The sequence below is a fragment of the Salinisphaera sp. T31B1 genome (genome assembly GCF_040361275.1).
Lineage (GTDB): Bacteria > Pseudomonadota > Gammaproteobacteria > Nevskiales > Salinisphaeraceae > Salinisphaera.
Genome location: NZ_APNH01000001.1, coordinates 56,542 through 69,500, shown reverse-complemented (window position 1 = coordinate 69,500; position 12,959 = coordinate 56,542). Strand labels below are relative to the sequence as shown.

The 12,959-nt window shown below is 64.6% G+C and carries 11 protein-coding genes; 7 read left to right on the top strand and 4 right to left on the bottom strand.

Annotation, left to right across the window (positions count from 1 at the left end):
• Positions 1 to 47: 47 nt before the first annotated feature.
• Together T31B1_RS00325 and T31B1_RS00320 are read left to right on the top strand one after the other, a co-directional pair.
• Positions 48 to 806, top strand: coding sequence for an Abi-alpha family protein (locus T31B1_RS00325; protein WP_353247465.1), 759 nt, complete (start codon positions 48 to 50; stop codon positions 804 to 806).
• A gap of 106 nt (positions 807 to 912) precedes the next feature.
• Positions 913 to 2,751 carry a long-chain-acyl-CoA synthetase gene (locus T31B1_RS00320; protein ID WP_353247464.1) on the top strand — a complete coding sequence of 613 codons (1,839 nt, stop codon included), beginning with the start codon at positions 913 to 915 and terminating at the stop codon, positions 2,749 to 2,751.
• Positions 2,752 to 2,770: 19 nt separating this feature from the next.
• Here T31B1_RS00320 and T31B1_RS00315 read toward each other — a convergent pair whose 3' ends face one another.
• Positions 2,771 to 3,490 (bottom strand): TetR/AcrR family transcriptional regulator, encoded by a 720-nt coding sequence (locus tag T31B1_RS00315; protein WP_353247463.1) that lies wholly within the window; start codon positions 3,488 to 3,490, stop codon positions 2,771 to 2,773.
• Positions 3,491 to 3,633: 143 nt separating this feature from the next.
• Between T31B1_RS00315 and T31B1_RS00310 the strand changes: the two genes are divergently transcribed.
• The 4 genes from T31B1_RS00310 to T31B1_RS00295 are packed head-to-tail and all read left to right on the top strand — an operon-like array spanning position 3,634 to position 9,049.
• Complete coding sequence (locus T31B1_RS00310) at positions 3,634 to 6,132, top strand: acyl-CoA dehydrogenase (RefSeq protein WP_353247462.1); 2,499 nt, start codon at positions 3,634 to 3,636, stop codon at positions 6,130 to 6,132.
• A complete protein-coding gene (locus tag T31B1_RS00305; protein ID WP_353247461.1) occupies positions 6,129 to 7,394 on the top strand; it encodes a serine hydrolase domain-containing protein in 1,266 nt (421 codons plus the stop codon). The genes T31B1_RS00310 and T31B1_RS00305 overlap by 4 nt, the downstream gene beginning before the upstream one ends.
• On the top strand, positions 7,379 to 8,722 hold the full coding sequence (locus tag T31B1_RS00300) for an esterase/lipase family protein (protein WP_353247460.1): 1,344 nt from the start codon (positions 7,379 to 7,381) through the stop codon (positions 8,720 to 8,722). Before T31B1_RS00305 ends, T31B1_RS00300 begins: the two co-directional genes overlap by 16 nt.
• A gap of 48 nt (positions 8,723 to 8,770) precedes the next feature.
• The gene (locus T31B1_RS00295) at positions 8,771 to 9,049 is read left to right on the top strand and encodes an acyl-CoA-binding protein (protein WP_353247459.1); all 279 of its coding nucleotides are present in this window, start codon (positions 8,771 to 8,773) and stop codon (positions 9,047 to 9,049) included.
• A 26-nt stretch (positions 9,050 to 9,075) separates the two neighbouring features.
• Here T31B1_RS00295 and T31B1_RS00290 read toward each other — a convergent pair whose 3' ends face one another.
• The gene (locus T31B1_RS00290) at positions 9,076 to 10,194 is read right to left on the bottom strand and encodes a hypothetical protein (RefSeq protein ID WP_353247458.1); all 1,119 of its coding nucleotides are present in this window, start codon (positions 10,192 to 10,194) and stop codon (positions 9,076 to 9,078) included.
• Complete coding sequence (locus tag T31B1_RS00285; protein ID WP_353247457.1) at positions 10,191 to 10,400, bottom strand: hypothetical protein; 210 nt, start codon at positions 10,398 to 10,400, stop codon at positions 10,191 to 10,193. The genes T31B1_RS00290 and T31B1_RS00285 overlap by 4 nt, the downstream gene beginning before the upstream one ends.
• A gap of 251 nt (positions 10,401 to 10,651) precedes the next feature.
• Here T31B1_RS00285 and T31B1_RS00280 point away from each other — a divergent pair, with 251 nt between their 5' ends.
• Entirely contained in the window at positions 10,652 to 12,016 is a 1,365-nt protein-coding gene (locus T31B1_RS00280; protein WP_353247456.1) for a 3-oxoacyl-ACP reductase, read from the top strand.
• Positions 12,017 to 12,107: 91 nt separating this feature from the next.
• Here T31B1_RS00280 and T31B1_RS00275 read toward each other — a convergent pair whose 3' ends face one another.
• Positions 12,108 to 12,953, bottom strand: a complete 846-nt coding sequence (locus T31B1_RS00275; protein WP_353247455.1) for an alpha/beta fold hydrolase — start codon at positions 12,951 to 12,953, stop codon at positions 12,108 to 12,110.
• Positions 12,954 to 12,959: the final 6 nt, after the last annotated feature.

The window sequence follows — 12,959 nt, the reverse complement described above, 5'->3', positions numbered from 1 at the left end:
GGGGAACGGCCGGCCGGACCGGTCGTACGGATTTCGGAGTAGTGCAGATGGCGAGAAAGAAAAGTCTGACGGTGCGCACCCCGCGTGCAGTGCAGTTTCTGCGCAGTGCGGCACGCGCTGCCGAGGACTGGCCGGTGGCCGGCTCGGCTGTCCGTCGTTTCCAGGATGCCGAGAGCTGGGCCATGGCCGAACTCGCACAGCGCTTGGATCAGATCGCTGAAGAGGCCGCCGAAGGCGCCGCTCGCCAGCGCCGATCGCGTGAGGCGCCGCGCGCACCGGCTCAAATATTGGCCGGACTGCTGGCCGAGTCCCGCAGGGTCGACCCGGACGCGGCACGCGATAGGCTCTATCGTCAGACGTTGTCGCGCATGGTGCCCGACCAGGTGGCGATGATGGCGCTGCTGGCGGACAAGGGCATCGCACCGTTATGTCATGTCGCCGCGGGGCGGTTGCCAGCCGGGCCGGTATCGGCCGTGGTGCTGACCAATGCCAGTTCGCTGGGACGCGATGCCGGTGTCCTGTTGCGCGATTACGTGCCGCAGTACATGACCGAGTTGCTGGCTCTCGGCGTATTCGAGGCTGGCCCTGAGGAAGAAAGTCTGGCCGATCAGTACGAACTGTTGCTCGCCGATACCCAGCTGCGTACCACCATGGATCGTATTCGTCGCGAGATGAAGCTCTACCCGCGGCTGCAGCGTTTTTCCGTGCACATGAGCGAATACGGTAAAGCGCTGTGGCATGACTGCCGGCCGGCGCCAGCTTCCGGCGGCGGTGGCCAGGCGCCCGGCGGCGTGCCGCCCGCCTGATTGCGTCTCGAGGCGGGGCTGTTATGCTTTGCCGATCAAATGAAAATTAATATTTTCACCCGCTGCGAGGCGTGATCGCCGCCCGCGGCCGCCGAGGAGACCATCGATGAGCGAACGCACTGCCCGCCGGCCATCCGACGACACGATCAGCGCCTGGCAACTGCTCAGGCCGACGGCGGACAAGCTGTCGGGCGTCGATCGCCTGCTCAAGGGCGTGGGCTTGCTGCTGATGTCGCGCTTTCGCGAGAACATGACCATCGCCACGCTCATCGAGGCGCATGCCGGCAAGCGCCCACAGCAGGATGCGTTGACGTATCTCGACCAGCGCTATACCTATGCCCAGTTCAACGCCGCCGCCAATCGGTTCGCCCGGACTCTGAAGGCCGGCGGCATCGGCCATGGCGATGTGGTTGCGATCCTGCTGGACAACCGGCCCGAGACGCTGCTTCTGGTCGCCGCGCTGGCCAAGCTCGGCGCTGCGGCGGCCATGTGCAATACCAAGCAGCGCGGCGAGGTACTGGCCCACAGCCTGGGCACGGTGGCCCCCAAGGCGATCCTGATCGGCCCGGAGCTGCTGGAGGCCTTCGAGGAAATCCGCGACAGTGACGCAGCCCGCACGCTGGACCCGGTCTGGTTCGTCGGCGCCACGGCGGGGGACCGCGCACCTGAGGGCCTGCACAACTTTCTGGATGCCGCTGCCGGCCAGGCGACCGGCAACCTGGACGATTCGAGCCGCGTATCCAGCAGCGATACCTGCTTCTATATATTCACCTCCGGCACCACGGGCATGCCCAAGGCTTCGCGGATGAGTCACAGCCGCTGGCTGCGCGGCGGCGCCGGCATGGGAATGGCCGGGCTGCGCCTGACCCCGCGCGATCGCTTCTACTGCGCGCTGCCGCTCTATCACAACAACGCGTTGACGGTGTCCTGGGCGTCGGTCCTGTGTGCCGGCGCGACGTTCGCGCTGGCGCCGAAGTTCAGCGTATCCGGCTTCTGGCCGGACATACGCCACCACAAGGCGACCGTGTTCTGCTATATCGGCGAGCTGTGCCGGTATCTACTGGCCGCCGAACCGGATGCCGATGACCGGCGACACGCCGTGCGCGCGGTGATCGGCAACGGTCTGCGTCCGGATATCTGGGACGAATTCAAGGCCCGGTTCGGTATCGAACGCGTCTGCGAATTCTATGGTGCCAGCGAAGGGAACCTGATATTCGTCAACGGTTTCAACATGGATCGCACCGCCGGTTTCTGTCCATTGCCCTATGCCGTGGTTGCCTACGATCCGGAGACCGAAGAGCCGGCCGTTGATGCCGATGGCCGCATGACCCAGGTTGATAAAGGCGAAGTGGGTCTGTTGCTGAACAAGGTCACCGACTTCGCCCCGTTCGAAGGCTATACCGACAGCCAGGCGAGCGAGAAAAAGCTCCATCGCGGCGTGTTCGCCAAGGACGACTGCTATTTCAACACCGGCGATCTGGTGCGCGATCAGGGCATGCGACATATCGCCTTCGTGGACCGGCTCGGCGACACTTTCCGCTGGAAGGGCGAGAACGTGGCCACCACCCAGGTCGAGAACGCGCTCAACGCGTTCGACGCGATCGCCGAGTCGGTGGTCTACGGCGTGGAAGTGCCCCATAACGACGGCCGGGCGGGCATGGCGGCCATCACCCCGCACGACTCGCTCGAGGCGATCGACTGGCGAGGCCTGGTCTCGCACCTGCGCGATACCCTGCCGGCCTACGCGATCCCGGTGTTCATCCGGCTACGCCCGGAGCAGGAGGTCACCGGCACCATGAAATACCGCAAGGTGGATCTGAAGAAGGCCGGCTATGCACCGGAAGGCGACGAGCCGGTCTACATTCTCGAAAACGGCGCTGATACGTATGTCGAGCTCGACGACAGCCGGCGTGCTGCTCTCGACGAGGGACGGCTATCGGTCTGAAGCGCGGCGGTGTGCCGGGTCATTCGCTCGGCATTTCGCCGTCGAGCGGGTCGGCGCTGCCGTCGGTCGGCTGATAGTGCTGGGCGCCGAAGATCATCGCCCGGAACAGGATCTTGGCCTCGCGGGCCATCTCCATGGCCGACAGTCCGGTCTCCTCGGTCAGCCACTCGGCGATCAGTTCGTTGAACATGCCGACCAGCGCGATCGCCGGCAGGTGGTAATCGCGCTCGGGCAGCACGCCGTTATCGGCCATCAGGCTGGCATAGCGTTCGATGATATCGGCCAGATTGTGGGTGGTCTGACGCCGTTTCTTTTCCATGATCTCGGAGACGCCGACCGCTTCGATACACAGGATCCGGCCGCGCCTGGGGTCTTCGAGTAGATAGAACACCGCAGATTCGATGGTATCGGCCACGCGCTGGGTCAGCGGCGTGCGCGACTCGGTCAGCGAGGTGCGCACGATCTGTTCCATGTTGTCGACCAGGGCGGCGTGGACGGCGTGCAGGATCGACTCCCGGCCCTCGAACTGTTCATAGAAATGCCGGGTCGAGACCTTGGCGTGGGTGCACACCGCCTCGATAGGGGTCGCAGCGTAGCCGCGCTCGCCGAACAGCTCGGTCCCCGCGGCGATCAGCCGCTCGTGGCGTTGTTTGCGCAATTCCTCGGCCGAGAGGCCGCGATAACCGCGGCGGCGGCCGCGGCCGCGACCGGGGCTGGTAGTGCTCTGATTGTCTTTCACTGGTTCATGCCTGCTTGACGGCCTACAACGGCTTGGTATTATCTGAAAACAATTCTTTTTCGAAAATGGTACGCCATCTCGTCGCTGTCTGACATGGGGTCGGACAGCCAAACGGCAAGCCATAGGACAACGGATAGACCGCCATGACAGCTTTGATCGCTGCACTCGTCATCATCGGACTCTACTGGGCGCTGCTCTACCGGGGCGTGTCGCTGGCCGTTTTCACCGGCGTCACGGCCGCGGTGGTCGTCGCGCTGGCCGTCACCGGCCTGATCGGCCCGATCGGCTTTCTGGTCGCGGCCATCGTGTTCGGCGTGCCGCTGGTCGTATTCAACATCGTACCGCTGCGCCGGGCGCTGCTGACCCGCCGTCTGTACGGCGTGTTCCGCAAGATTCTTCCCGAGATGGGGGCGACCGAAAAAGAGGCGCTCGAGGCAGGCGATGTCTGGTGGGAGGCCGAGATGTTCCGCGGCCGGCCGGACTGGAGCCAGCTGCTGGATTTCAAGCTCACCCGGCTCACCGACGAAGAACAGTCGTTTCTCGATCACGAGACCGAGCAACTCTGCGCGATGATCGACGACTGGCAGGTTCACTTCGAGCTCAAGGATCTGCCCGAGGACGTCTGGGACTATATCCGCAACAATGGTTTTTTCGCCATGCTCATTCCCAAGGAGCACGGCGGTCTCGGTTTTTCTGCCTACGGCCAGTCCTGCGTAGTGGCCAAGATCGCCACGCGTTCGCTGACCGCGGCGGTCACGGTGATGGTGCCCAACTCGCTCGGCCCGGGCGAACTGCTCACTCATTACGGAACCAAGGAGCAGCAGGACAAATGGCTGCCGGGCCTGGCCTCCGGCAAGGAGCTGCCGTGCTTTGCGCTGACCGGCGTGGAAGTCGGTTCGGATGCCACGAAGATGCCCGACACGGGAGTGGTCTGTCAGCGCACGGTCGACGGCGAACAAGTGCTCGGGTTGAGCCTGAATTTCAACAAGCGCTATATCACCCTCGCACCGGTGGCCACGATGATGGGTCTGGCCTTCAAGCTCAAGGATCCGGACGGGCTGTTGGGCGATCCCGATACCGTGGACTACGGCATTACCTGCGCCCTGCTCAAGACCGACACGCCCGGCGTGAATATCGGCCGCCGACATTATCCGGGCGCCGTGTTCATGAATGGTCCGATCCAGGGCGAAGACGTGTTCGTGCCCCTCGATGCGATCATCGGCGGGCCGGAGCAGGCCGGCAAGGGCTGGCGGATGCTGGTGGAATGCCTGTCGGCCGGGCGCGGTATCTCGCTGCCGGCGCTGTCCACGGCCACCGGCAAGGGTATGTACGGCATCACTTCCGCCTATTCCCGGATTCGACGCCAGTTCGGCACCGAGATCGGCAATTTCGAAGGCGTCCAGGAACAGCTCGGCGTGATCGGCGGCTATGCCTATATTCTGGAGAACGTGCGCAACCTGACCGCCTCCGGGGTGGATCACTGCACGCCCAGCGTGGTCACGGCGATGATCAAGTACCACGCCACCGAGATGATGCGTACGGTCATCAACAACGCCATGGATATCCATTCCGGACGCGGCATCATCATGGGCCCGCGCAACTACCTGGCGGCTGCCTATCAGGCGCTGCCGGTGGCGATCACCGTCGAGGGCGCCAATATCATGACTCGCAGCCTGATGGTCTTCGGCCAGGGCGCGATTCGTTGTCATCCGTACGTCTACAGCGAGATGGAGGCGGCACACAATCCCGACTTCGACGCCGGCCTGGCCGAGTTCGACCGACTGCTGTTCTCGCACATCGGTTTTTCGGTCAATCGCGCGGTACGCGCCTTGACTCTCGGTTTGACCGGCGCACGTATTGCCAAGGCGCCGGTAGATGGCGAGATGGGGGTCTATTATCGCCACATGGAGCGCTTTTCCGCGGCGCTGGCCTTCTGTGCCGACCTGTCAATGGGCACGCTCGGCGGTGCGCTCAAGCTCAAGGAATCCACCTCGGCCCGGCTGGGCGACGTGTTGTCGCACCTGTATATGGCCTCGGCGACGCTCAAGGGTTACGCCGAGCACCAGGACACCGACGAGGATAAGGTTCATGCGACCTGGGCGCTGGAGTACCATCTGCACGAGATCGAAAACGCGTTCCACGACTTCGTGCGCAATTTCCCGGTCAAGGCGGCCCGCCCGATCCTCAAGCTGGTCGCGCTGCCCACAGGCCGACGGTTTGCCGGTCCGACCGACGACATGAATAGCGCACTCTGCGACATGATGCTGAACATGAAACTCGACACGCCGTTCGGCAAGCGCATGAGCTATGACATCTATATCGGTCGCGGCGAGAACGACCCGACCGGCCGCCTGATCAACGCGTTCGAGAAGCTGCAGGCCGTGGATGCCGAGTACAGTGCGTTTCTGCGTGCGATCAAGCACGGGGAGGTCACCGGCGAGACTGTTGCCGAGCAGCTGGCCAGCGCGGTCGATAACGGCACGCTCACGCAGGCCCAGGCGGATGCGATCGCCGAGTATGACAAGCTGCGCTACGATGTCCTGCTGACCGACGACTTCAGCAAGGAGTACCTGCTCAACCCGATGTCCGAGTCCGCCCGCGAGGCCGAGGGCCGGCCCGTCGACCTTCGCAAGGCCTCATGACCCGCTCACTGCTCGGTGCCCGCCTGGTCGACGTCGACGAAGGCGGGCTTGCCCACCTCACTGGCGTGGACGCCGGGGGCGAAGTCGCGCCGCGCTCGGTCGGGTTGTCGGCGTCTGCGCTGGATTCGATCTGGGGCGGCGTCGAGGCGATGTATCGCACTGGCGCCTACCCGGCGATCACCTTCTGTCTGCGCCGGCGTGGCGAGATCGTGCTCAATCGTTCCATCGGTTATGCCCGCGGCGGCGGCCCGGGCGAGCAGCCGGGCGTGTATGCACGCCTGGCCGAGCCCGACACGCCTATCTGTCTGTTCTCCGCGAGCAAGGCAATCACCTCCGTGCTGGTGCACAAGCTCGCCGAGGAAGGCGGGATCGATCTGGATGCGCCGGTATCGCGCTACGTGCCCGAATTCACCGGCGGCGGCAAGTCGCGGACCACCATTGCCCAGGTGCTCTCCCATCGCGGCGGTTTTCCCATGTTCAACGTGGATGCCTCCGAGCAGGGAGCGGAGACGTTGATGGATTGGGATCGCTGTATCGAGCTGATCTGTGCCGCGCCCGCGGAAAAGGCAGGCAAGCGGCTGTCCTACCACGCGATCACCGGCGGGTTCATTCTGGCGGAGGTGATCCGGCGGGTTACCGGCGAGGCGTTCACGCACTATCTGGATAGCCGGCTCCGCCAACCGCTGGGCATGCGGTATTTCACTTTCGGTCTGGACGGACGTTCTCGCGGCCGTGTGGCACGCAATTACACGGCCGGCCAGCCAGTGCGGTTCCCACTATCGGTCATCGCCCGAAACGCGCTGTCGGCGGGCTTCGAAGAGGTCGTCGATGTGTCCAACCGCGATTTCTTCATGGATGCGGTGGTGCCGGCCGGCAACTTGTATGCGACCGCCGAAGAACTCTCCCGGTTCTATCAGATGCTGCTCGATGGCGGCCTATGGAACGATCGGCGGGTGATGGAGCGCGAAACCGTTGCACGCGCGGTGCGTCCGGCCGTGCGCTTGCGCTATGACCATACGCTCAAAATCCCGATGCGCTACAGCGAGGGCATGATGCTCGGCGTCAACCCATTCGGCCTGTACGGGCCGATGACCGGGCAGGCCTTCGGCCACCTCGGGTTCATGAACATTCTCGGCTGGGCCGACCCGGCCCGCGAGATCACCGCCGGCCTGCTGGTCACCGGCAAGGCTATTCTCGGCGGCCATCTCCTGGCGCTCGGCCAGCTGCTCAGCAGTATCTCCTGGCAATGTCGAAACAGCTGAACACCCGACACCTGCCCGATCGTCGTTCTGCGTCGGCGGCGCGCCCGGTCACTCCGAACGATGCCGGCAGCCGACGGGTCTGGGTGCGCGGCGGGATGGCGCTGGCCTCCGATGTGTTCCTGGGCAGTGTGAACATCGTCAACGGCGTACATCAGGCGGTCACGCGCACCGTGGCACGGTTGAATCCCGCAGCCACGCCGATCGGTCGTGGCAGCGACTTCGTATACGACCGGGTGCGCGATATCGGCCGGCTGAGTTTTTTCGGCTTGAGCCAGAGCGTCGGTCTGGTCGAAGCACTCATACCCGCGCGCAAGCGAGAGCTGCCGGAGCGTCTGTCACTCGGGTTTCATAGCGCGCTCAATGGCGCGTTTGGCGATTATCTGGAGCGCAGCGACAATGAACTGGCGCTGTCGATGACACTGGTGGACAGCCAGGGGCGGCCCATCTCGCCGACCGCTAACGGCCTGTCGGTGGCGATGGACGAGCCCTCACCGCGGCTGGTCGTGCTGATTCACGGCCTGGGCCTGAACGATCGCCAGTGGCAACAGGGCGAGCGCGCGGACTTCGGCACGCGCCTAGGCCACGATCTCGGCTACAGCGCGCTGCGCCTGCGCTACAACAGTGGGCGCCATATTTCCGAAAACGGGCGCGAGCTGGCCGATCTGCTGGAACGTCTGGTCGCCGCCTATCCGATACCCATCGAACGACTGACGCTCATCGGCCACAGCATGGGTGGGCTGGTTGCCCGTAGTGCCTGTCATTACGGAGCTCTGGCCAGGCTGCGCTGGGTCGACTGTCTGGCCGATGTCGTGTGCCTGGGTTCGCCGCATCTCGGGGCGCCGCTGGAGCGTCTGGGCCATCGTGTGACGTTCTCGCTGACGCGGCTGTCCTACACGCGGCCATTTGCAGCGCTCGGCGATATCCGCAGCGCCGGTGTGAAGGATCTCAGCCACGGCTACCTGCGCGATGAGGACTGGCAGAAGAACACGGCCAACAGCGCTGAAAGCGTGCCGTCGGCAGCAACCCCGACGCCCGACCATGTGGGCCATTTCCTGGTCGCGGCCACGCTCGGCCGGCGGAGCGATGATCCGGTCGGTCGCTGGCTGGGAGATCTGCTCGTGCCGGTGACCAGCGCCGTGGGCCACTCCGAGATTCCCAGTCGTCGGCTACCCGCCCGCGATCAGGACGGCCGCGTGTTTTATGGCATGAATCACTTTGCTCTGCTGCATCACGACAGTGTCTATGGTGCGATTCTCGACTGGCTCTCGCCGCGGGTGGAACGCGCCGCCGGACGCGGCCCGTCCACGCTCGAATCGCCGCGTGCGTGACCGCCGGCAACGATTGCATCCGACCATTCAACAAGGGAGCCCTAGCCCATGTCCGATCTGGAAGAACGCTTCAAGCAGGCCGTCCACAAGGTCAACAACGCGCCTGAAGACGGCGATTTCAAGCCGTCCAACGAGTACAAGCTCAAGATGTACGCGCTATACCGACAGGCGACCGACGGTGACGTGTCGGGAAAGAAGCCGGGTATGCTGAATCCGATCGCCCGCTACAAATGGCAGGCCTGGCATGACGTCAAGGGGATGGATCGCGAGGAGGCGATGAGCGAGTACGTCGCCGAAGTCGACAAGGTCGAAGCGCAGTACGGTTAGTTCGGGCCCCGAGCCAGTCCGTGCGCTCAGGCTGCGAGTGCACGGGCGAGTGCGCCGGACCCACAGGCGGCACGCGCGCGTGTGCGCGTGTCGTTGTCGAGCGTTCGTGCGGCCTGTTGCAACGGGGCCATTGCGGCATCGTCGCTTTGCAGGCGGACATCCAGTTCGGACAGAAACGGCGCGCGCTCGTGTGCCGCGACGTCGATCATGCGCCGGCAGCGCTCGGCGCCCATGCCCGGCAGCTGATTGCGCAACGCGGCCCACAGATCATTGGTTACCACCGAATCGATCACGCTGCGCACGATCACGGTCTCGTCAAAGGCCGGCTGGTGCGACAGGCTGGCGATCGCATCGTCGGGCAGATCGTCGGCCAGTTGGAGCAGTGCCGGCCATAGATCGTTCTCGGCGGCGGCGCGGATGAGCGAATCCAGCGTGGCCGCATCCTGGGCCAGGGCCAGCTCGGCCAGGGCCCGTCGCGATATCGGTCCAATGCGCAGCAATGTCGAGATGACTTCCGGCCAGAGATCCTGTGCCGCGGCTGCCCGGATCACGGCTTCGCGCCGCTCGATGTCCAGATATTCAATGACCCGGTCGAGCTGTTCGCTGCTTTCCACGAAAAAACTGATCTCGAGTAGATCGGCCTCGTCGGCGATCGCGTCGGTGGCAGCGAACAGGGTTTTCGTCGGCAGCACGTCCACGAATCGACCCATCGTGATGTATTCCCGGCGTTGCAACAGAATACGGGTGATCGCGACGGCTCGGTCCACAGGGAACCCAGCAATGATCGGCCGGGCGCGGACCGGGTCGAGTTGCAGGCAGGTCTCGGCAAGGAACGTATCCGACAGCCGGTCGGCCATCTCGATGGCCCGGTCGGTGGGCATTTCCCCGGCGATGCGTCCGGACAGCGTCGGGCCGAGCACCCGTTCCGATATGCGTGCGCTGATGGCCAGCGGCAAGAACGACGACAGGCGAGCGAAGCCACTGAAGCTTGAGCGGAACTTTTCGAACAGCGCATCGGTGATGCCTTCACGCAGTGCCCGCAGGCGGCCGGCTTCCAGATACGCCAGATATTCGACGTCCTCGACATCCGTATCCAGAATGCGCGCTAGTTTGACCAGTTCGGCGCGGGTCGCGGCGTCCTTCATCCGAGGAACAACTTCTGGACGCGTTTTCGAAACGGCGCGGGCACCATGCGTACCGCATCCTCGAGTGCGGTCTCGAGCATGTGCCGCTGACGGGCCGCGGCATGGCGCATCATGCGTTCTAGCTGCTCGCGCTCGTCCGGCGGCAGGCCGTCGATGATTGCCCGCGTTCGCGAGTCGATCGGTAGGCTGTCCTGATCCTGGCTCATGTACTCGTTCCTCGGCACCGGTGACGCATGCACGGCGCCGGTGCCCCGTGAGACGGAAGCGATGCTACATCAAAGCCGCCGCCATCGCAGCGTCTTATTCGGGCTATTTCCAAATTCGGAAAATAAATCTGTTCTTCAAAAATGCACGTCTGACGAAGTCTTTGACATTCGACCCGCTTTAATTCAATCATGTTGCACTGCACGACGATCGCCCCGACGGCCATCGTCTAATGCCAATTCGAGGAATCAACATGAGTGACTATCTGGTTCGAGCGGCATCCAATCCGACGCTGCGCAACGTGATCAAGACGGTCGGGCTGCCCACGCCGGCCGAGTTGGCGCGTGCGGAAGGCCCTTATCAGGACCGTTTTCTGGATGCCCAGACCGTGCTGGTCGGCGCTGGTGGGCGAGCGAGCGCATTCAACGAAGTCGAAAAGACGCTCAAGACCACGGGCGCGACCGTGGAGCGCTCGGATCGCCCGCGGCCGCGCGACGATGCCAAGTACGATGCGCTGGTCTTCGACGCCACGGGCATGGACGACGTCGCCGAGCTCACCGCTCTCTACGAGTTCTTCCATCCGGTGGCTCGCAAGCTGACCCGCAACGCACGGGTAGTGGTGCTCGCGAGCCTGCCGTCGGCCATGGACAACCTCCAGGCCGCGGTCGCTGCACGTGCGGTCGAAGGGTTCGTCCGATCGTTGGCCAAGGAGATCGGCGGCTTCGGTTCAACGGTCAACATGCTCTATGTCGAGCCGGGTGCAGAGTCGCGCATTGCCGCGCCGCTGCGCTTTTTCCTGTCCGACTACAGTACGTTCGTGGATGGACAGCCACTGACCGTGACGGCCGGGGGCCCCATGCCCGAGGCCGTGCCCACGACTCAGCCGCTTCAGAACAAGGTCGCACTGGTGACCGGCGGCGCGCGCGGTATTGGTGCGGCCACTGCCAACCGCCTGGCCCGCGAAGGCGCTCACGTGGTCTGCCTGGACATCCCGCAGGATGCGGAAACCCTGGAGGCGACGGTCGGCGAGTTCGGCGGTACAGCCCTGGCACTGGATATCACCGACGACAACGCGCCGCGTCAGATCGCCGATTTCCTCACCGAGAAATTCGGTGGCGTGGATATCGTCATTCACAATGCCGGTGTGACCCGCGACAAGACGCTGGCCAACATGCCCGAGCATTACTGGGACATGGTTTTGTCGATCAATCTGGCTGCAATCGTGAAGGTGGATGCGGTGCTCACCGGCGAGCAGGTCATCAACGAGCATGGCCGAGTGGTGTGTCTGTGTTCGATCGGCGGCATCGCCGGCAACCGTGGCCAGACCAACTACGGCGCGACCAAGGCGGGCCTGATCGGCTTCGTCGAGCGGCGTGGGGTCACCGAGCGCGAGCGCGGGGTGACCGTCAACGCCGTTGCGCCGGGCTTCATCGAAACCCGCATGACCGCCGAAATGCCGTTTGGCGTGCGCGAAGGCGGCCGGCGTCTGTCGTCGCTGTCTCAAGGCGGCGAGCCGCGCGATGTGGCCGAAGCGATCACGTTCCTGGTCACTCCGGGGGCCGGCGGCGTGTCGGCAAATGTATTGCGCGTCTGTGGCCAGAGTCTGATCGGGGCCTAGTCGGCGCGTCGTCGGGTGGCGATCCCGTTGCGGCGGGTCGCCTCGAAGAGGCCTTGTCCGGGCCGGTCCTGGTAGACACGACCGGCCTTTTTCATGTGCGCTCGCTCATCCAGCCGGCAATCCGTGGCCAGACCCGCTCTCGCGCCGGCCGGCTCACCACCAGTCCGGGGTGGTCGAAATCCTCCGGATACCCGGTCGCTCGACCGAGCCGTTCGAAGGTCCGGTCGGTGCTGGCGAAATGGTCGACGAACCGTCGACAGCCCTCGCTCGGGTCCACGCGGTCGGCGGCGCCGGACAGCGCAAGAACCGGTATATCGATCGTCGACAACGCTTGTCGGATATCGGGCCTGCGTCGCCCGCTTTCGACCCAGCGGGTGGCGTCGATGATCGCTGCGAGCGGTTCGTTCTCGGGCCCCAGCCCGGCTGCACGCGCCGGGAAATGGCCGCGAAGACGCGCCAGCCCTCGGGTGAGGCGATTCGCCGGCCAGTCGAGCATGCGTTTGCCGACTTCGAACTGGCTGGCCAGTAGCACCAGACCGGCCATCCGTGCCGTGCACAGATAGTCGGCACAGGCCAGCGCGCACATGACGCCGCCGAATGAATGGCCGACCCAGAACGCCGGTACCGGGTGCCGTGTCCATACCCATTGCTGGACCGCCGGCAGATCGTGTTCGACGTGTTCCGAAAGACCTGCACGGCCGCGGCTGGGCGGCGAATCGGACAGCCCGCGCCGCTGCACGATGAATACCGGATGCCCCCGTTCGGCCAGATAGGCGGCCAGGCCGACGCCGCGATCCGACAACCAGAAACGCCGCCCCGTGAACATGCCGGGCACCAGCACGACGGGTGGCCGGCGCGCCATCCCGGGCCCGGCCACCGATGTCAGTGCACAGCCACCACCGTCGCCGGCCGCAATCGTATGTGTCTCGGAGCGCATGGGCCG

Excerpts from the sequence above, each read along its gene's own strand:
- T31B1_RS00325 (WP_353247465.1), top strand. The coding sequence starts at position 48 with ATGGCGAGAAAGAAAAGTCTGACGGTGCGCACCCCGCGTGCAGTGCAG.
- T31B1_RS00290 (WP_353247458.1), bottom strand. The coding sequence starts at position 10,194 with ATGAAGGACGCCGCGACCCGCGCCGAACTGGTCAAACTAGCGCGCATT.
- T31B1_RS00280 (WP_353247456.1), top strand. The coding sequence starts at position 10,652 with ATGAGTGACTATCTGGTTCGAGCGGCATCCAATCCGACGCTGCGCAAC.
- T31B1_RS00310 (WP_353247462.1), top strand. The coding sequence starts at position 3,634 with ATGACAGCTTTGATCGCTGCACTCGTCATCATCGGACTCTACTGGGCG.
- T31B1_RS00295 (WP_353247459.1), top strand. The coding sequence starts at position 8,771 with ATGTCCGATCTGGAAGAACGCTTCAAGCAGGCCGTCCACAAGGTCAAC.
- T31B1_RS00285 (WP_353247457.1), bottom strand. The coding sequence starts at position 10,400 with ATGAGCCAGGATCAGGACAGCCTACCGATCGACTCGCGAACGCGGGCA.
- T31B1_RS00305 (WP_353247461.1), top strand. The coding sequence starts at position 6,129 with ATGACCCGCTCACTGCTCGGTGCCCGCCTGGTCGACGTCGACGAAGGC.
- T31B1_RS00300 (WP_353247460.1), top strand. The coding sequence starts at position 7,379 with ATGTCGAAACAGCTGAACACCCGACACCTGCCCGATCGTCGTTCTGCG.
- T31B1_RS00275 (WP_353247455.1), bottom strand. The coding sequence starts at position 12,953 with ATGCGCTCCGAGACACATACGATTGCGGCCGGCGACGGTGGTGGCTGT.
- T31B1_RS00320 (WP_353247464.1), top strand. The coding sequence starts at position 913 with ATGAGCGAACGCACTGCCCGCCGGCCATCCGACGACACGATCAGCGCC.